Origin of the sequence: Methylobacterium sp. WL119 (assembly GCF_008039875.1) — a bacterium.
Taxonomy (GTDB): Bacteria; Pseudomonadota; Alphaproteobacteria; order Rhizobiales; family Beijerinckiaceae; genus Methylobacterium.
Map to the genome: position 1 here is coordinate 1 of NZ_VRUU01000059.1, position 18791 is coordinate 18791.

An 18791-nucleotide genomic window follows, 5' to 3' on the forward strand; every position below is an offset into this window, starting at 1 on the left:
GGATCGTGCGATGCGCGCTGTCTGTCCCTCCCCCCTCTGCGGGGGAGGGTGGCCCGCGAAGCGGGTCGGGGGAGGGGAGCGCCGTATCCGGAGGCGTCGCTCCCCGCATCCGACCCGCTTCGCGGGCCACCTTCTCCCGCAGAGGGGAGAAGGAAGGCGCGCGCGGGCCTCGATCACGCCACGGAGAACGCGGCGACGTCGTCCGGCGTGCCGACCGGCACCGCCGCGGCACCGGCCGCGATGCGCTTGACGAGGCCCGACAGAACCTTGCCGGAGCCGATCTCGGAGAACGCGTCGACGCCCGCCGCCGCCATGGCCGCGATGCTCTCGCGCCAGCGCACGGTTCCGGTCACCTGCGCCACGAGGTTTCGGCGAATCGCATCCGGATCCGAGACCGGCGCCGCGAGCACGTTGGCGTAGAGCGGCACGGCCGGCGGGTTGAGCGTGACCGCGTCGAGCGCCGCTCGCATCGCCTCGGCGGCGGGCTGCATCAGGCGGCAGTGGAACGGTGCCGAGACGTTGAGCATCACCGCGCGCTTGATCCCGCGCGCCTGCGCGAGCGCCACGGCGCGCTCGACCGCGGCCCGGTCGCCCGAGAGCACGACCTGGCCGGCGCCGTTGTCGTTGGCGACGTCGCAGACCGCGCCCTCGGCCGCCTCCGCCGCGATCGCCGCGGCGGTCTCGACCTCGGCGCCGATCAGCGCCGCCATGGCGCCGTCGCCGGGGGCGACCGCCGCCTGCATCGCCTCGCCGCGGATGCGCAGCAGCCGCGCGGTGTCGGCGATCGTGAGGCTGCCGGCGGCGGCGAGGGCGGAATATTCCCCGAGCGAATGCCCGGCGACGAAGGCGACGTCGCGCGCGAGATCGAGCCCGCGCTCGGCCTCCAGCACCCGCAGCACCGCGAGGCTCGCGGCCATCAGCGCCGGCTGCGCGTTGGCGGTCAGCGTCAGCGCGTCGAGCGGGCCCTCGAACATCACGCGGGAGAGCGGCTGGCCCAGGGCGTCGTCGACCTCGGCGAACACGGCGCGCGCCTGCAGGAAGGCCTCGGCCAGCGCCTTGCCCATGCCGACGGCCTGGCTGCCCTGGCCCGGAAAGATGAGTGCCCGCACGGTCGCTCCGTCGCCTAACCCATTGTCGGAAAGGGCGGCGCAGTCGCACCACCCGCCGCGGGTGTCAACAATGCAGCGCACAAACGGAGCCTGCGCCCCGGAGCGTCGCGGCTCGGCGATTCGTGCCGTCGGCGGCACGGTCTCGCGGGGATGCACGACGCAATAAACCGCTGTGCTTGTTGCCAAACCGCAACCGGTGTATGAGCCGGCACCGCCCGACATCCCCGTATCCGCTGGAAGGAGCCGCCGCGCATGGCTCGCGTCACCGTCGAAGATTGCATCGAGAAGGTCGAGAACCGGTTCGAGCTGGTCCTGCTCGCGAGCCATCGCGCGCGTCTCCTCGCCGCCGGCGCGCCGCTCACCGTGGACCGCGACCGCGACAAGAACCCGGTCGTGGCGCTCCGCGAGATCGGCGACGAGACCATCACCGCCGACGACCTCAAGGAACAGCTGATCCACTCGATGCAGAAGTACGTCGAGGTCGACGAGCCGGAGGCCGAGGCCGTGCCGCTGCTGTCGAGCTCGCCCACCGCCGCCGCCGTCTCGCCGACCGCCGCGAGCGACGATTCCGCGCCGCAGTTCGACCGCATGAGCGAGGAGGACCTGCTCCGCGGCCTCGAGAACCTGGCGCCGCCCGTCGAGACCGACGACGAGGGCGAGTAGCCTTCGGCGTCGTCGCCGGACTTCGGACTTTCACGGGCCCGGCGGAGACGCCGGGCCTTTTGCTTGCGCGCCGCCCCGGCTTTCTCGGGCTGCGACGCATTCGGGGCTGGCGCGCGGCCGCGGCTTGCGTGAGACTTGCGCCTCCTCGCGATCGGAAAGGGTCTCCCGGCGGATGATGCGCCAGTACGAACTCGTCGAGCGGGTGAAGCGCTACAACCCCGCGACGAACGAGGCGCTGCTCAACCGTGCCTACGTCTACGCCATGCGCGCGCACGGCACGCAGAAGCGGGCATCCGGCGACCCGTTCTTCGCCCATCCCCTCGAGGTCGCCGCGATCCTCACGGACTTGCGCCTCGACGACGCGACCATCGTCGCGGCGGTGCTGCACGACACCGTCGAGGATACGGCGGCGACGCTCGACGAGATCCGCGAGCTGTTCAGCCCCGAGATCGGCGCGCTGGTCGACGGCCTGACCAAGCTCAAGCGCCTCGACCTCGTCTCGAAGCGCGCGGCGCAAGGCGAGAATTTCCGCAAGCTGCTGCTCGCCGTGGCGGCGGACGTGCGCGTGCTGCTGGTCAAGCTCGCCGACCGCCTGCACAACATGCGCACGCTCCAGCACATGCGCGCCGACAAGCGCGAGCGGATCGCGCAGGAAACGCTGGACATCTACGCGCCGCTGGCTGGCCGCATGGGCATGCAGGAGCTGCGCGAGGAGCTGGAGGACCTGTCCTTCCGCAACCTCAAGCCGGAGATCTACGCCACCGTCACGCGGCGGCTCTCCGACCTCACCGCGAAGACCGAGAGCCTGGTCGACACCATCGAGCGCGACCTGACCGCAAAACTCTCCGCCCGCGGGATCGAGGCCGCCGTCACCGGCCGCCAGAAGCGGCCGTTCTCGATCTGGTCGAAGATGGAGCGCAAATCCGTCGCCTTCGAGCAGCTCTCGGACGTGTTCGGCTTCCGCGTCGTCGTCGAGACGCTCGACGATTGCTACGCGGCGCTCGGCGTCGTCCACACCACCTGGCCGATGGTGCCGGGGCGCTACAAGGACTACATCTCGACGCCGAAGCAGAACGACTACCGCTCGATCCACACCACGGTGATCGGCCCGAAGAGCCAGCGCGTCGAGCTGCAGATCCGCACCCGGGCGATGGACGACATCGCCGAGTACGGCATCGCCGCGCACGCGCATTACAAGGAGGCCGGCAAGCTGCCGGCCGGCCGCGAGCCGGAGGGCGGCGTCGCCCCGCGGCTGGCGGCCGAGAGCGGCGCCTACCAGTGGCTGCGCCGCACGATCGAGCTGCTGGCCGAGGGCGACAGCCCCGAGGAATTCCTCGAGCACACCAAGCTCGAGCTGTTCCAGGACCAGGTGTTCTGCTTCACGCCGAAGGGCCGGCTCATCGCCCTGCCGCGCGGCGCCACGCCGATCGACTTCGCCTACGCGGTGCACACCGACGTCGGCAACTCGGCGGTCGGCGCCAAGATCAACGGCCGGATGGCGCCGCTGCTGCACGAGCTCGCCAACGGCGACGAGGTCGAGATCTCGCGCTCGGACGGCGCCGCGCCGCCGGCCGCCTGGGAATCGCTCGTCGTCACCGGCAAGGCCCGCGCCGCGATCCGGCGCGCGACCCGCTCGGCGGTGCGTCGGCAATATGCCGGCCTCGGGCGCCAGATCCTCGACCGGGCGTTCGAGCGCGCGGGCAAGAGCTTCACCGACGACAAGCTGCGCGGCGCGCTCCCGCGCCTCGCCCGCGCCTCGGCCGAGGACGTGTTCGCGGCGGTGGGGCGCGGCGAGATGTTCTCGGGCGACGTCGTGCGCGGCGTCTACCCAGACTACAAGGACGAGCGGAAATCGGGCCCGGCCGGGGTGCCGCAACCGGTAGTCAACGGCGCCGGCCGCCTGATCCGGTCGAAGGACCAGACCATGCGCCTGACCTTCCCGGGCGGCGGCGCGGCGGACGGAACCGACGCGATCCCGATCCGCGGCCTCGCCGGCGACCTGCCCGTGAGCTTCGCCCCGGACGGCGGCGCGGTGCCCGGCGACCGCATCGTCGGCATCCTGACGCCCGGCGTCGGCGTGACGATCTACCCGATCCAGTCGGCGGCCCTGGCCGCGTTCGACAACGAGCCCGAGCGCTGGCTCGACGTGCGCTGGGACATCGAGGCGGACGCCACCGAGCGCTTCCCCGCGCGGCTCGCCACGCAATCGATCAACGAGCCCGGCGTGCTGGCGCAGATCGCACAGGTGATCGCCGACCACGACGGCAACATCGACAACCTCTCGATGAAGCGCCGCACCCAGGACTTCACCGACATCGTGATCGACCTCTCGGTCTGGGACCTGCAGCATCTGAACGCGATCATCGCGGAGCTGCGCGGCAAGCGGACGGTGAGCCGGGTCGACCGGGTGAACGGGTAGGCGGCGCAACATCCTCCGATCCGTGCTTCTGCCTCGGCGGACGAGGCGCGCCCGCAATCGACGCACGGCCTTCATCCCGAAGCCGCACAGCGCAGCCCGGACGCTGGATCCGCCCATGGCCGCCGTCTCGATCGGCACCCGCGGCTCCGGATGCCGGCTTCGCCTTCTGCACTCGGGAACGACGGCGCGGAGCCGGAAACCAGGGTCGAGCGGCCGCGACGCGGTGCGCCGCGACGCTTCCCCTTCCGCTTGCCTCCACCTGCTCCCGCTGCCACAAGCGCGGCGTTCGCCATCACCCCGCGAGGAGCCGTGCGCATGAGTCCGGATGAGGTTCTCGCGGAGTTCCGCGATGCGGGCGCGCTGCTCGAAGGCCACTTCATCCTGAGCTCCGGCCTGCGCTCGGCGGTCTTCCTGCAGAAGATGGCGATCTTCTCCGAGCCGCCGCGCACCGAGCGCCTGTGCAGGGCGCTCGCCGCCGTGATCACGGCGCGCTTCGGCCCAATCGACATCGTCGTCTCGCCGGCGATCGGCGGCATCGTGCCCGGCTACGAGACCGCGCGGCACCTCGGGGCGCGGGCGATCTTCGTCGAGCGCGATGCCGGCGGCCCGTTCACCCTGCGGCGCGGCTTCAGCATCCCGGCCGGCCAGCGCGCGGTGATCGTCGAGGACATCGTCACCACCGGGCTGTCCGCGCGCGAATGCCTCGCCTCGCTGCGGGGCGAGCCCGGCGAGATCGTCGGCGCCGCCTGCCTGATCGACCGCTCGGGCGGCCGCGGCGAGATCGGCCTGCCTTTGCTCTCGCTCGTCACCCTCGACATCCCGGCCTATCCCCCCGACGCGCTGCCGCCCGAGCTGGCCGCATTGCCGCCGGTGAAGCCGGGCAGCCGCGCCATGCCGAAGGCCTGAGCGCCGGCCGACGGGCTCACGCGCGTTTGATCGTCCCGGCAGCAGATGTTTCGCTGTTGTTGCGGGGCGAATGAGAAAAAGATCGACGAGGTTGTGTCGACCGATCGTCGAAAGGACGTTTTCCGTCGAAGGTTGACACATTCCATCGTGCGCTTCACACATGCCGTACGGTCACTATTGCGCACCGTCGCCGGCGATTTTTGGAACAAGCAGCGTCCACTGTCCTCCGTTGGGCCGACTTTGCACCCGTAACCTTGATGCGTGTCGTCCACCTGCTTTTCCGCGGGCGGTACGTGCCATGATTGTTTTGGTTATATTTTAGAAATGGATCGTGCCATGAGTGCACTACAGCGCAGCGCCCTGTTCATCGACGGCGCCAACCTCTACGCGACGACGAAGGCCCTCGGCTTCGACATCGACTACAAGCGGCTTCTGAAAGAATTCCAGTCCCGCGACAACATGATTCGGGCGTTCTACTACACCGCGATGATCGAGGATCAGGAGTATTCCTCGATCCGTCCGCTGATCGACTGGCTCGACTACAACGGCTACCGCGTCGTCACCAAGCCCGCCAAGGAGTTCACCGACTCGCTCGGCCGCCGCAAGGTCAAGGGCAACATGGACATCGAGCTTGCGATCGATGCGCTCGAGCTGAGCCAGTACATCGACCACATGGTGCTGTTCTCCGGCGACGGCGATTTCCGCTCGCTGGTCGAGGCGATGCAGCGCCGCGGCGTGAAGGTGACGGTGGTCTCCACCATCCAGACCCAGCCGGCGATGATCTCCGACGACCTGCGCCGCCAGGCCGACGAGTTCGTCGACCTCGTGCAGCTGATCGGCAAGGTCGGGCGAGACCCCGGCGAGCGGCAGGCTCGCCCGGCCGGCGACCGGACGCGCGACTACGCCGAGCGGCCCGCCCGCGCCAACCCGGGCCTGGAAAGCCGCTACGGCATCCGTCAGGGCGCGAACGGAACGCCGGACGCCCCCGCGGAGGATTAGGCCTTCGCGGTTCCCTCCCCATCGAGCCAGGCCAGGATGTCGGCCGCGCTGCGATCGGGTGGGAACACCGGGTAGAACACCTTCGTCACGACGCCGTCGTCGACGACGAGGCTGAGCCGGCGTAGCAGGATGGTGCCGGCCGCCTCGAAGGTGGGCAGCCGCACTGCCATCGCGAAGGCGCGCGAGGCGTCCGACAACAGCGTGAACGGCAGCTGCAGGCGCGTCGCCGCCTCGCGCTGGTAGGCGCCCGTCTGCGTCGAGAGCCCGTGCACCTGCGCGACGCCGCGGGCCTTCAGGTCGTCATGGAGATCGCGGAAGCCGCACGCTTGCGGCGTGCAGCCGCGTGCGCCGGGAATCGCGTCCCAGTCCGCCACCAGGTTCGGCTGTCTCGGCTCGCCGGTGCGCGGATAGGCGAAGACCACTGTCCGCCCGGCGAGCTTCGCCAGCGAGACGCGGGTGCCGTCAGTCGCCGCGAGCGACACGTCCGGCAGCCTCATCCCGGTCAGGTGCGCCGCCGCACCGTCGTCGATCGGGGCGGGAAGGTCGGCGGGCAGGGCGAGGTTCGGGTCCATGGCGCGGCTCCGGTTCGAGCGGGCGATTCAACGAGATGGGGCATCGCGCACGCCCTCTCTCGTTCCAGCCTCGAAATCTGCTTTCTTTAACGAACATTTGCGCGTCGCTTCCCTCCCCCCTCTGCGGGGGAGGGTGGCCCGCGAAGCGGGTCGGGAGAGGGGAGCGACGGTGCCGGATACGGCGCTCCCCTCTCCCGCCCCTCGCTCAGGCGAGGCCCACCCTCCCCCGCAATGGGGGGAGGGAAGGCGCAATCGGACTCTCGCAGCCCGGCCCGGGCATCGACGAGCCGACCCGCGCGGCCGTCCGGGAGCTACCCCCGGTCGCGCATGATCCGGGCGCGGTCGCGCTGCCAGTCGCGCTCCTTGGCGGCCTCGCGCTTGTCGTGGGCCTGCTTGCCCTTGCCGAGGCCGAGCTCGACCTTCGCGCGGCCCTTCTCGTTGAAGTAGATCTTCAGCGGCACCACCGTGTAGCCCTGGCGCTGCGTCGCGCCGATCCACTTGTCGATCTGGCGGCGGTGCATCAGCAGGCGCCGCGGGCGCTTGGTCTCGTGGTTGAAGCGGCTCGCCTGGACGTATTCAGGGATGTAGGCGTTGAACAGCATCAGGTCGCCGCCCGACGGGCCGGCATAGGCCTCGCCGATGGTCGCGCGCCCGCTGCGCAGCGATTTCACCTCGGTTCCGGTCAGCGAGATGCCGGCCTCCAGGGTGTCCTCGATCGCGTAGTGGAAGCGCGCGGCGCGGTTGTCGGCGACGATGCGGCGGTTCGGTTCGGGTTTGGGAGCCATCGGTCTCTTCGGTGCCTGGCGTCAGCCGGCCAGGAGGCCGGCATGGCGCAGGGCGGCGTCGACGATCGCCTTGGTCGCGTCCGAGACCGGCACGAGCGGCAGGCGCACGTCGGCGCTCATGTGGCCGAGGCGTTCCAGGGCGTACTTCACCGGCGACGGGTTGGATTCGGCGAATAGCCCGACCTGGAGCGGCAGCAGCCGGTCCTGCAGCTGCAGCGCCTTGGCGAAGTCGCCCGACAGCGTCGCCTCCTGGAGGTCGGCGCAGAGCCGCGGCGCCACGTTCGACACCACCGAGATGCAGCCGTGGCCGCCATGGGCGTTGTAGCCGAGCGCGGTCGCATCTTCGCCCGAAAGCTGGATGAAACCCTCGCCCATGGCCTGCCGCTGGAGGCTGACGCGATCGATCTTGGCGGTCGCGTCCTTCACCCCGGCGATGTTCTTGAGCTCGAACAGGCGCGCCATCGTCTCGACGCTCATGTCGACGACGGAGCGCGGAGGGATGTTGTAGATGATGATCGGAATGCCGACCGCGTCGTTGACGGCCTTGAAGTGGGCGTAGAGCCCGCCCTGCGTCGGCTTGTTGTAGTACGGCGTGACCACGAGCACCGCGTCGGCGCCCGCCTTCTCGGCGTGCTGCGCCCGCTCGACCGCCTCGGCCGTGGAGTTCGATCCGGCGCCGGCGATCACCGGCACGCGGCCGCCGGCCTCGTCGATGCAGGCCTCGACCACGCGGTCGTGCTCGCTGTGCGTCAGCGTCGGGCTCTCGCCGGTGGTGCCGGTCGGCACCAGGCCGTGGCTGCCCTGCTCGATCTGCCAGGCCACGAACTCTCGGAACGCCGCCTCGTCGAAGGCGCCGTCGCGGAACGGCGTCACCAGGGCGGTCATGGAGCCCCGAAGGCGGCGCGCAGTGGTCTCGGTCATCTCGGGCGTCCCAGCCGGTCTCGTTGCCCGCTCCGGCCTGGGCCGGTGGTCCGGCGCCGCGCTGCGGGCGGCGCAGACATAGGGCTTCCGCCACCCCCGCGCAAACCCTTCGCGCACGCGGTTAATGCGTTCTTAACGCTCGGCGCCGAGGCTGTCCTTTGCCGGCATCCGTCGAAACCGGATCGCAGAGAGTGACCGCATCCATGGCGTCCCTCACACGCTCGCAGATCGTTGCCCTCGGCCTCGCGCTGACCGCGGGCGTGGCGCTGGCCGCGCCGGCGGTCGACCTGCCGCGTGTCCAGGCCCCGCCCGCCTCGCAGCCGACGCCGCCGGCGAGCGACGCCACGGCGCCGGCCAGCCAGGTCGAGGGTGCCAGGACCGCGATCGATCCGGTCGCCGCCGACGCGCTCAAGCTCGATCCGAAGGCCGCCGGCGATGCCGGGGCCGCCAAGCCGCTTCCGCCCGGGCAGGCGCTCCCGGCGGGCGCCGCCGCCTACGCCTCGGCCGACCCGGACGCGCCCGTCGCCTTCCCGCTGCCCGACGCCGCCGTGACGCCGGCCGCCCCCGTGCCGGAGGTGCCGGGCCTCGGCCCGATCGCCCGCGTCGGCGACACCGACGTCGCCCAGCTGCGCCAGGCGATCGACTTCTACCGCAAGGGCAAGGTCGCCGACGGCGACCGCCTGCGCGACGGCTTCTCCGATCCGGCGGCGCGGGCGCTGCTCGAATGGGTCGCGATCCGCGCCGGCGCCGGCATCGGCTTCGAGCGCACCGTCGCCTTCACCCGCGCCAACCCGGACTGGCCGGCGGGCCCGCTGCTCCGCCGCCGCGCCGAGGAGGCGTTGCTCACCGAGCGCAGGAATCCGGCGACGGTGCGCGCCTATTTCGGTGCGACCCGGCCGGCGAGCGCGCCGGGCAAGTTCGCCCTGGCGCTGGCGTTCAAGGCGGACGGGCTCGATGCGGACGCCGCCGACCTCGTCCGCGACCTGTGGCGCTCCGAGACCTTCGGCCGCTCGCTCGAGGCCAGGGTCGCCGACGCCTTCCCGGGCGTGCTCACCCGCATCGATCACCGCTACCGCATGGAGCGTGCGCTCTTGAAGGAAGACTGGGAGGCGGCCGGCCGGGCCGCGACCTATGCCGGCGGCGCGTATGCCAGCCTGGTGCGGGCGCGCCGCGCCGTCGAGGACAAGAGCTCCGGGGCCGCCTCCGCCCTCGCCGCGGTGCCGCCGTCGCTGCGCAGCGACAGCTCCTACATCCTGTCGCGGGCGCAGTTCCTGCGCCGGGCCGACAAGCCGGCCGAGGCGGCGGCCGTGCTGGCGACCGCGCCGAGCAACCCGGACGTTCTCGTCGACGGCGACGAATGGTGGGTCGAGCGCCGCATCGTCGCGCGCAAGCTGATCGACCTCGGCGACGCCAGGACCGCCTACGCGGTGGCGAGCGCCAACCCGGCCCGCACGGTCGAGAAGCGGATCGAGGCCGAGTTTCACGCCGGCTGGATTGCGCTCCGCTTCGGCAGCGACCCGGAGGCCGCGTCCCGCCACTTCGCGCTCGCCGCCGGCATCGCCGAGACGCCGATCTCGATCGCCCGCGCCGCCTACTGGCAGGGCCGGGCGGCCGAAGCCCTCGGGCAGACCGATGCGGCCAAGGAGTTCTACGAGACCGCGGCGCTGCAGCCGATCGCCTATTACGGGCAGCTCGCCCGGGCCAAGCTCGGCCAGACCAGCCTCGCGCTGCGCGCGCCCGCCGACCTCGACGGCCCGGCGCGCGCCGCCTTCGACGACCGGCTCTGCATCCGTGCCCTGCGCCTGCTCGGGGCCGTCTCGCTGAAGGAGCTGGCGCTTCCGCTCTACATCGACACCGCGCAGCGCCTCACCGATGCGCGCGAGGTGCAGGCCCTCGGCGACCTCGCCGTCGAGATGAAGGACGCCCGCGCCCTCGTCGCCGTCGGCAAGCTCGCGGTGCAGCGCGGCCTGCCGCTCGACGCGCACGCCTACCCCACCATCGGCATCCCGACCTACGAGGCGTTCGGCTCGGTGCCGCTGGTCGAGAAGGCGATGGTCTTCGCGATCGCGCGCCAGGAAAGCCAGTTCGACCCGCGGGCGCAGTCCGGCGTCGGCGCGCGCGGCCTGATGCAGATGATGCCGGCCACCGCCCAGCGCACCGCGCGACGCGTCTCGGCCGCCTACGACCCGGACCGGCTCGGCACCGACGCGATCTACAGCGCGCGCCTCGGCCAGGCCCATCTCGGCGAGCTGATGGAGGATTGGCGCGGCTCCTACATCCTCGCCTTCGCCTCCTACAACGCCGGCGGCGGCAACGTGAAGAAGTGGATCGACGCCTACGGCGATCCGCGCAAGGGCGAGGTCGACGCGATCGACTGGGTCGAGCGCATCCCGTTCACCGAGACCCGCAACTACGTCCAGCGGGTGATGGAGAACCTGCAGGTCTACCGCACCCGCCTCGACGGCAAGAGCGCGCTGCTGATCGACGGGGACCTTCATCGCGGAGCGCGGTGAGGGGGTCGCGGGCGGCCGACGTCCCCAAAGGCGAAGCACGGTTCGACGACCCGACCGCGACCGTCCTGAAACCCGACCCGTCAGTCCGGGGCCGCGCAGCCGAGCCCGGAACCCAGAACCGCCAGCGAAGCTGTCCGAATCGACCGTCGCCGCCCTTTCGGGTCGGCTCGGCGGTTCGGGTTTCCGGGCTCGCCTTCGGTGCCCCGGAATGACGGGTCGGGTTTGGCGAACGAGCCGCCCCGCTCGGCGGCATTCGACCCGTCCGCAAGTCGATGCGGGAGACAAGCCCTACCGCCCGATCGCATGGGGGTCCGACGAAGACGACCCCTGGATGGCGGGCACGCCCGTCACCCAGAGGCCTGGCCTGCTGCGTCGACTGCCTCAGGACCAACGCGATGGCCCGAGCCCGCCCGGCCCGAGCCGGGCGGGAGGCGCGCTCAGAACTCGCCGCCGAGCCCGGCCCGCACCCCGTGGCCGCCGTCGCCGCCATAGGCGTAGCCGACGTTGATCGCCAGCGGCACGGCGGTCGGCAGGCGGTGCGAGAGTGCCGCGCCGCCGGCCCACTCGCCGCGATAGGTCGCGCTGTTGAGGACCCAGGTGGTGCGGCCGGGTGCCGAGGGCATCGACGCGGTCGGCATCGCCAGCGCCGTGGCGACGCCCTGGCGTGCCTCGCGCCGGGTCTCGGTGGTGTATTGCGACAGGGCGTTCGTGCGCGATTCCAGCGCGCCGACGCGGGACTCGACGCCGCCGATCCGCCCTTCCGCCGAGTCGAGGCGGGAGCCGAGGCCGGCGATGGTGCTCGGGCCGTAGCCGGAGGTCGCGAGGTTGCCCGCCGCGTCGGTGGTCACGAACTGCGTCGCGCCGTTCTGGGCCGCGGCGCTCTGCGCCGACGTGATCCCACCGAGCGTATAGGTGTTCGAGCCGTTGCCGATCGCGACCTGGTTCGTGCGGGTGGTCTGCGCGCCGGGACCGATCGCGATGGTGTTGGCCTGCGTCGCCGAGGCGCTGCGGCCGATCGCGATGGACCCGTCGCCGGCCGCGTTCGCCTCGGTCCCGAGGGCCGTCGCGCTCACGCCGCCCGCCGTGGCGCCGTAGCCGGCCGCGAGCGCGTCAGCGCCGCCGGCGACCGGGAGCGGGAACTGGCTGACGTTGTTGCCGCGGATCGGCAGGTTCTCGGCGTTCGACAGCCGCAGCTCGATCGCCGCGATGCGGGCCGGGTCGTACACCGTGCTGCCGCCGCCGCCGCCGGGTCCGGCTCCGCCGCCCGTGCAGGGATTGCAGGCGGTGCCGCCCGTCGTGCCGGTTCCGGTTCCGGTGCCGGCGGTGGTCCCGGTTCCGCCGCCGACCGACACGCCGACGGATCCGATCGTGCCGCCGCCGACCGTGGCGCCGACATTGGCGACGTTGCCGCCGCCGACGGTCGCGCCGACCCCGGCGATCGTGCCGCCGCCGACCGTGGCGCCGACATTGGCGACGGTGCCGCCGCCGACCGTGGCGCCGACATTGGCGACGGTGCCGCCGCCGACGGTGGCACCGACCGTCGCGAACGATCCGCCGCCGACCGTCGCTCCGACGTTGGCGACGGTGCCGCCGCCGACGGTGGCCCCGACATCCGCGACCGATCCGCCACCGACGGTTGCACCGACATTCGCGACCGATCCGCCGCCGACCGTCGCGCCGACGGTCGCGAGGTTGCCGCCGCCGAGGGTCGCATCGACCGTCGCCAGGCTTCCGGCGGTGCTGTTCACGGCCGTGGTCACCGTATCGAGCGCCCCGCGCAGGACCTGGGCCTCGGCTAGGCCCGAAGTGCCGAGGAGCAGAACGCCACCGAGCAGCGGGATCGCGATCGTGCTGCGCGAGCGGGCCGCTTCGCGACGTGGCGCAGGGGTGGACGTGCGCGCGGAGGCGCGGTTCTGGCGACGAGACATGGGGGCACTCCGACAGGGAACCACGCCGGGAGGCTGCATCGTGCCGAGAACACAACGCACGAGATCCATTGCATGGCTCATACAATCTGAGCGGGAATGCTTAACGAGGGTTTGAAGTTACAACCGAGAGTTGCTTTTCTTCGCGTGGGTTCAGCGCGCGCCCGACCGTCCGCATTCGGCGCGGCGATCGCTTGCGCGCAGGAGCTTCGGGACGAGATGGGATGACGGGGAGCGAGCCGCGGCGGCCGAGCAGGCGCCGCCGCCCTGCGCGGGACGTGATCCCGCTCGCGAGAACCGACCCGTCCGACGCAGGAGGCCGATCTCAGCGCCGGCCGCCGCCGCCCTTGTATTTCGGCTTCTGGCCGCCGAGCCCTTGCGTCGAGCGCGGCTTCGGCCGCTCGACCCAGGCGACGGCGCTCGCCGGCAACTCGCGGTCGGTGCCCGGCCCCATGTTGTCGAGGGTCGGCTTCGAGATCCGCGTGCCCGAGCCGCGCGGGGCCTTGCGGCCGTACTTGCCGGCATCGCGCTCGACGTCGGCCTGGCGCGCCATCGGGTCGTCGGAGATCATCAGCTCGGTCGCCTGGAGCCGCTTCAGCTCGTCGCGCAGGCGCGCGGCCTCCTCGAAGTCGAGATCGGCGGCGGCGGTGCGCATCCGCTTCTCGAGATCGGACATCACCGCCTTGAGGTTGTGGCCGACGGTGATCTCCGCCATTCCGGTATCGACCTGGACGTGATCGCGCTCGAACACGCTGCTGAGGATGTCGCTGATCCCGCGCTTCACGCTCTGCGGGGTGATGCCGTGCTCGAGATTGTAGGCGAGCTGCTTCTGGCGCCGGCGCTCGGTCTCCGCCATCGCCCGCTCCATCGAGCCGGTGATTTGGTCGGCGTAGAGGATGCAGCGCGCATCGGCGTTGCGGGCGGCGCGGCCGATGGTCTGGACCAGCGAGGTCTCGGAGCGCAGGAAGCCCTCCTTGTCGGCGTCGAGGATCGCGACCAGCGCGCATTCCGGGATGTCGAGGCCCTCGCGCAGCAGGTTGATGCCGATCAGCACGTCGAAGGCGCCGAGCCGCAGGTCGCGGATGATCTCGATGCGCTCCAAGGTGTCGATGTCGGAGTGCATGTAGCGCACGCGCACCGAGTTCTCGTGCAGGTACTCGGTCAGGTCCTCGGCCATGCGCTTGGTCAGGGTGGTGACCAGGGTGCGGTAGCCGGCCTGCGCCACCTCGCGGACCTCGCCGAGCAGGTCGTCGACCTGGGAGCGGGCCGGGCGGATCTCGATCACCGGGTCGACGAGGCCGGTCGGGCGGATCACCTGCTCGGCGAAGACGCCGCCGGTCTGCTCCATCTCCCACTTGCCGGGGGTGGCCGAGACGTTGACCGTCTGCGGCCGCATCGCGTCCCATTCCTCGAAGCGCAGCGGGCGGTTGTCGAGGCAGGAGGGCAGGCGGAAGCCGTACTCCGCGAGCGTCGCCTTACGCCGGAAGTCGCCCCGGTACATGCCGCCGATCTGCGGAACCGTGACGTGGCTTTCGTCGGTGAAGACCAGCGCGTTGTCGGGCAGGTACTCGAACAGCGTCGGCGGCGGCTCGCCCGGCTTGCGGCCGGTGAGGTAGCGCGAATAGTTCTCGATGCCGTTGCAGGCGCCCGTCGCCTCGATCATCTCGATGTCGAAGGTGCAGCGCTGCTCGATCCGCTGGGCCTCGATCAGCCGGCCCATCCGGGTCAGCTCCTCGACGCGGCCGTTGAGCTCGTGCTTGATCCCCTTGATCGCCTGCTGCAGCGTCGGCCGCGGCGTGACGTAGTGCGAGTTGGCGTAGACCTTCACGAACTTCAGCTCGTTGATCTTCTTGCCGGTCAGCGGATCGAACTCGACGATGCTCTCGATCTCGTCGCCGAACAGGCCGATGCGCCAGCCGCGGTCCTCCAAGTGGGCCGGCCACAGCTCGATCACATCGCCGCGCACCCGGAAGGTGCCGCGGGCGAAGTCCGCCTGGATGCGCTTGTACTGCAGCGCCACCAGGTCGGCGATGAGCTGGCGCTGCTCGATCTTCTCGCCGAGCGTCACCGTGAACGACATCGCGGTGTAGGTCTCGACCGAGCCGATGCCGTAGATGCACGAGACCGAGGCGATAATGATGACGTCGTCGCGCTCCAGCAGGGCGCGGGTCGCCGAGTGCCGCATCCGGTCAATCTGCTCGTTGATCGAGGATTCCTTCTCGATGAAGGTGTCCGAGCGCGGCACGTAGGCCTCGGGCTGGTAGTAGTCGTAATACGAGACGAAATATTCGACCGCGTTGTCGGGAAAGAAGCTCTTGAACTCGCCGTAGAGCTGCGCCGCCAGGGTCTTGTTCGGCGCCAGGATCAGGGCCGGGCGCTGCGTCTCCTCGATGATCTTGGCCATCGTGAAGGTCTTGCCCGAGCCGGTGACGCCGAGCAGCACCTGGTCGCGCTCGGCCGCGTTCACGCCCTTGACCAGCTCGGCGATGGCGGTGGGCTGGTCGCCGGCCGGCGTGAACTCGGATTCGAGGCGGAACGGCTTGCCGCCCTCGGACTTCGCCGGGCGGTCCGGCCGGTGCGGCACCCAGGTCTGCCCGTCGCGGAACAGCGGGTTTCCCTCCTCGAGCAGGCGCTGCAGGGCGTCGACCGTGGCGGAGAAGCCGTCGGCGGCGAGCGGGGCCTGGTCCGGCTCGCCCTCGGGGGCGGGGCCGTCCTCGGGTGGGGTCATCCCGAGGGCCTGGGCCAGCGCCGGATCGACCTCGGCGCCCGGTGCGACGGTGAAGCCGCGCTGCGGCGCCTCGCCGAAGCCGGCGGGCTCGGTCGTCGCGCCTTTGGCCGGCGGTTTCGCCTTGGCCTTCGCCGGCTTGCGCTGGCCCGGCCGCGGCAGCTCGGCCGGCCGCTCGGATTTGACCTGCGGCGTGCGGGCGAGGGCGGGGCTCAGCAGCTGCGCCAGGAACGGATCGAGCGGCTGCACGTCCGGCCGGTCGGCCTTCCCGGTCGCTGAGACGTGCCGGGGCTTCTTGGGAATTGCCATGTGCCAAATATGGCGCGGCCCTGGGCCGGACGGAAGAGGCCCGACGGTCGCTGCTGGCATCCCGCCCCGATACTAGGGGCTCATAAACCGTTCGCCGCTATCGAGGGCTGGGGTCGTCCGCCGCAATGCCGCCGGCTTGCGCGATCACACGCGAGCCGTGGGCGGCAGGCCGGCCTGACCGCTGAAAGCTGATGGGATGATGAACTTCGTTCTGGGAGCCGTGGCCGGGGCGCTGATCGTCGGCATCGCGGCGATCGCGGCGGCGCGGAACCCGGAGATCCAGCAGCGGCTCGGCCTGTTTCCGGCCGCGCCGATCACGCTGATGGCGGCTCCTCAGCGGCCGGAGCCGATCTGCCCGCCGCCGCCCGCGGTGGGGCCGACCATCGGGACGCAGGACATGCTGTTCAACAAGCGCCGGTTCTGGTCGGTCGCGCCCTGACCCAACGGCGATGGCCGGCGGTGCGCATTCGCTAGCGAGCCTCGGCTCAGACGCTGCTCAGCAGGAACATCAGGATCGTCGTGGCCGCCGTGGTGCTGAGGAAGCCGCACAGGGCGGCGGCGAAGGACGGGCCGGTGGCGGCGGTGAAGGTCTGGGTTTCGGTGGTCATGACGGCTGGCCTTGTCGGCGACGTGCTGCGTCGCGTTCGATGGGACGATGCTCGGAACGGAGAAGCTTTGCGGTGCGAACGCGCACCCGGTCAGTCGCAGCGGTTGACTTGCTTGGCGATGCGAAGGTTTCGCAGCTCGGTGCGAAGTTCGATCGCGACGACGCCGGCACCGCAATCCTCGAAGGCGTCGCGGGCCTCGTTGTAGCGGTCCCCGATCTCGTCGAGGGTGTCGCAGACCCGATCGTGGTTGCCGAGGCGGGCTTCCTGACGGGCCTGGTAGCGGAGGGCGGACGCCTCATCGACCTTGGCGCGGCCTTCGAGGCAGGAGGGCGCGGCGAATGCCGGGCCGAGGCAGAGAACGAGGCCGAACGCGGCCAGTATCGTGGTCTTGGTTTGGGTCATGGGCCACCGTGAAGACAATCACGCGAGCGGTACGCTGGAAGAGGCAAAGTATTCGACCGGTGTCGTTCAACCCCCGGTTCCGTGCGCTCAACGGCGGAGCTAGGCCGATGGTTCCGCTTTCGCTGCGCTGCGGCCGCGGCGCGAAACCAGGATCGCGGCGAGGTCGACCGGCGCGAAGCCCTGCGCGTCGACGCCGACGTCGTACTGCTTGGGCGCGGTACGGAGCTGCCCGTGCGAATGGCCGTGCAGATTGAGAACGCCGCGGCCGATGCCGTTCCAGGTGCGGAAGGCGTAGTGGCACAGCACTAGGCCGCGGCCGTCCACCGCGATCTCGGCATAATGCGCGATCGAGGTCCAACCCGGCGCATCGAGCGTATCGGGCCCGTCGTTGTTGCCGACGATCAGGTGCTTCTCTCCGTTCAGGCCGGCGAGGATCGCGTGGACCCGCTCCCGCGGCGGCCCGAGGGCGAAGTCTCCGAGATGCCAGACGGTGTCGTCGGGCGCGACGACGCGATTCCACGTCGCGATCAGCGCGGCATCGTGCGCGGCGAGGTCGGGAAACGGCCGGCGGTCGAGCCGCAGGATGCGCGGGTCGCCGAAATGCGTATCGCTCGTGAAATAGACCGCCACCGCCCGCCTCGCTGCGCCAGACCGCACGCGGTCTCGTGTCCGATCCGGCCCGCCTCGCGCAAGGGGCGTCGGGATCGGTGCGACACCCCACCCTGTTTCGGCGAAGCGCCGGAACGGGGCTTGCGTGCCCAGGAGCGGAAAGCTAAGACCCGCGGACCCTTCGGGGTGTCGGCGGCCCAACGGCATGCCGACGCGAGAGCGGACGTGACGGAGTATAGCGCAGCCCGGTAGCGCACCTGTCTGGGGGACAGGGGGTCGCAGGTTCAAGTCCTGCTACTCCGACCAACAAAACGGGACGTCGGTCGAAGGATCGATGTCGCCGCTCTGAGGAAAGGCCGGGGCCGAGCAGGCCCCGGCCTTTTTTCGTGGTCGTGGGGCCTGCCGTTCGGGTCCGCATTTTGAGAGGCCTTGGGGACGCGGAAGCCTCGAAGGCGCCCGCCGGAGGCCGCGTGATTTTCCAGACACCCCGTCCGAGGCCCGATCGCGCGGACGCCTCCGGACGAGGGCTGACTCCCGAAGCGTCGAGCCTCAGCTCTTCTTTCGGAACGCGTCGAGGCTGACGACCTCGGCGCTGGCCTCGTTGCCGTCGGCGTCCTTCTTCGCCGCCTTGGCCGCGACGCGCGGCTCCTTCTCGTCCGCCTTGCCGCCGTTCTGCGCGGCGGGGAGGGCGGGGATGGTCTTCGGCGCGGTGCTGCCGATCGCCGCCAGGCCGGTGCCGGGCGTCACCGATTTTGGCTTCATCTCGGTCGGCTCGGAGGCCGCGCCGCGCGGGCCGGCCTTCGCGTTGCTCGGGGCGGGCTCCTCGCCGGAGGCCTCCGCCGTCTCGTTGAGGTCGAACTTCAGGCCGAACTGCACGGACGGATCGAAGAACCCCGACAGCGCATCGAACGGCACCAGCAGCCGCTCGGGAACGCCGGAGAAGGACAGCCCGACCTCGAAGCTGTGCTCGGTCACGCCGAGGTCCCAGAACTGGTGCTGCAGGACGATCGTCATGTCCTGCGGGTACTTCTCGCGCAGGGCCTGGGACATCCGCACGCCCGGGGCTTCGGTGCGGAAGGAGACGTAGAAGTGGTGCTCCCCCGCCAAGCCCTCGCGGGCGGCGTCGGTGAGCACCTTGCGCACGACGCCGCGGAGGGCGTCCTGAACCAGGAGATCGTAGCGGATCAGGTCGTCTGCCATCTGCGGTCGCTCTGTGCGGTCTGCCCGACGACCTGTCGCGCGGGACGCGCACCAAATCGGATGAGGAAGGAAGGCGGCTTCCGTCGCCGGAGGCCGGGTATCGAGCGGCCGACGCGCGGAACCGCG

16 protein-coding genes and 1 tRNA gene are annotated in these 18791 nt (G+C 71.1%); 7 read left to right on the forward strand and 10 right to left on the reverse strand.

The features are described from left to right. Positions 1 to 173: 173 nt before the first annotated feature. Positions 174 to 1109, reverse strand: coding sequence for an ACP S-malonyltransferase (gene fabD / locus FV227_RS18970; RefSeq protein WP_147859677.1), 936 nt, complete (start codon positions 1107 to 1109; stop codon positions 174 to 176). A gap of 252 nt (positions 1110 to 1361) precedes the next feature. Here fabD and rpoZ point away from each other — a divergent pair, with 252 nt between their 5' ends. From rpoZ to FV227_RS18990, 4 genes are all read left to right on the forward strand, one after another. Beyond that, positions 1362 to 1772, forward strand: a complete 411-nt coding sequence (gene rpoZ, locus FV227_RS18975) for a DNA-directed RNA polymerase subunit omega (RefSeq protein ID WP_147727742.1) — start codon at positions 1362 to 1364, stop codon at positions 1770 to 1772. A 172-nt stretch (positions 1773 to 1944) separates the two neighbouring features. Then, positions 1945 to 4191: a bifunctional (p)ppGpp synthetase/guanosine-3',5'-bis(diphosphate) 3'-pyrophosphohydrolase gene (locus FV227_RS18980; protein WP_147727741.1), complete on the forward strand. Its 2247-nt coding sequence runs from the start codon at positions 1945 to 1947 to the stop codon at positions 4189 to 4191. 315 nt (positions 4192 to 4506) lie between these two features. Then, a complete protein-coding gene (gene pyrE, locus FV227_RS18985; protein WP_147727740.1) occupies positions 4507 to 5097 on the forward strand; it encodes an orotate phosphoribosyltransferase in 591 nt (196 codons plus the stop codon). A 336-nt stretch (positions 5098 to 5433) separates the two neighbouring features. Next, complete coding sequence (locus tag FV227_RS18990) at positions 5434 to 6096, forward strand: NYN domain-containing protein (protein WP_147859678.1); 663 nt, start codon at positions 5434 to 5436, stop codon at positions 6094 to 6096. On the opposite strand, the gene FV227_RS18995 is transcribed toward FV227_RS18990, so the two are convergent. The 3 genes from FV227_RS18995 to dapA form a co-directional block, all read right to left on the reverse strand. Continuing rightward, positions 6093 to 6668, reverse strand: coding sequence for a peroxiredoxin (locus FV227_RS18995; protein WP_147727738.1), 576 nt, complete (start codon positions 6666 to 6668; stop codon positions 6093 to 6095). The genes FV227_RS18990 and FV227_RS18995 overlap by 4 nt on opposite strands. 311 nt (positions 6669 to 6979) lie before the next feature. Beyond that, positions 6980 to 7453, reverse strand: a complete 474-nt coding sequence (gene smpB / locus FV227_RS19000; RefSeq protein WP_147727737.1) for an SsrA-binding protein SmpB — start codon at positions 7451 to 7453, stop codon at positions 6980 to 6982. A 21-nt stretch (positions 7454 to 7474) separates the two neighbouring features. Continuing rightward, a complete protein-coding gene (gene dapA / locus FV227_RS19005; RefSeq protein WP_147859679.1) occupies positions 7475 to 8374 on the reverse strand; it encodes a 4-hydroxy-tetrahydrodipicolinate synthase in 900 nt (299 codons plus the stop codon). A gap of 203 nt (positions 8375 to 8577) precedes the next feature. Here dapA and FV227_RS19010 point away from each other — a divergent pair, with 203 nt between their 5' ends. Continuing rightward, the gene (locus tag FV227_RS19010; RefSeq protein ID WP_147859680.1) at positions 8578 to 10887 is read left to right on the forward strand and encodes a transglycosylase SLT domain-containing protein; all 2310 of its coding nucleotides are present in this window, start codon (positions 8578 to 8580) and stop codon (positions 10885 to 10887) included. A 437-nt stretch (positions 10888 to 11324) separates the two neighbouring features. On the opposite strand, the gene FV227_RS29140 is transcribed toward FV227_RS19010, so the two are convergent. Further along, a complete protein-coding gene (locus tag FV227_RS29140) occupies positions 11325 to 12815 on the reverse strand; it encodes a hypothetical protein (RefSeq protein ID WP_187274873.1) in 1491 nt (496 codons plus the stop codon). 322 nt (positions 12816 to 13137) lie between these two features. Then, positions 13138 to 15846 (reverse strand): excinuclease ABC subunit UvrB, encoded by a 2709-nt coding sequence (gene uvrB, locus FV227_RS19030; RefSeq protein WP_147859684.1) that lies wholly within the window; start codon positions 15844 to 15846, stop codon positions 13138 to 13140. A gap of 199 nt (positions 15847 to 16045) precedes the next feature. On the opposite strand from uvrB, the gene FV227_RS19035 reads away from it, so the two are divergent. Next, positions 16046 to 16285, forward strand: a complete 240-nt coding sequence (locus tag FV227_RS19035) for a hypothetical protein (RefSeq protein WP_313898900.1) — start codon at positions 16046 to 16048, stop codon at positions 16283 to 16285. 46 nt (positions 16286 to 16331) lie between these two features. Here FV227_RS19035 and FV227_RS30345 read toward each other — a convergent pair whose 3' ends face one another. The 3 genes from FV227_RS30345 to FV227_RS19045 form a co-directional block, all read right to left on the reverse strand. Beyond that, on the reverse strand, positions 16332 to 16454 hold the full coding sequence (locus FV227_RS30345; protein ID WP_279596406.1) for a hypothetical protein: 123 nt from the start codon (positions 16452 to 16454) through the stop codon (positions 16332 to 16334). 90 nt (positions 16455 to 16544) lie between these two features. Continuing rightward, the gene (locus tag FV227_RS19040; protein ID WP_147859685.1) at positions 16545 to 16856 is read right to left on the reverse strand and encodes a hypothetical protein; all 312 of its coding nucleotides are present in this window, start codon (positions 16854 to 16856) and stop codon (positions 16545 to 16547) included. Between the two features lie 99 nt (positions 16857 to 16955). Further along, the gene (locus FV227_RS19045) at positions 16956 to 17486 is read right to left on the reverse strand and encodes a metallophosphoesterase (protein ID WP_147729110.1); all 531 of its coding nucleotides are present in this window, start codon (positions 17484 to 17486) and stop codon (positions 16956 to 16958) included. A 208-nt stretch (positions 17487 to 17694) separates the two neighbouring features. Between FV227_RS19045 and FV227_RS19050 the strand changes: the two genes are divergently transcribed. Continuing rightward, positions 17695 to 17771 (forward strand) — tRNA-Pro (locus tag FV227_RS19050). 243 nt (positions 17772 to 18014) lie between these two features. Here FV227_RS19050 and FV227_RS19055 read toward each other — a convergent pair. Then, positions 18015 to 18665 (reverse strand): ClpXP protease specificity-enhancing factor SspB, encoded by a 651-nt coding sequence (locus FV227_RS19055; RefSeq protein ID WP_147729109.1) that lies wholly within the window; start codon positions 18663 to 18665, stop codon positions 18015 to 18017. Positions 18666 to 18791: the final 126 nt, after the last annotated feature.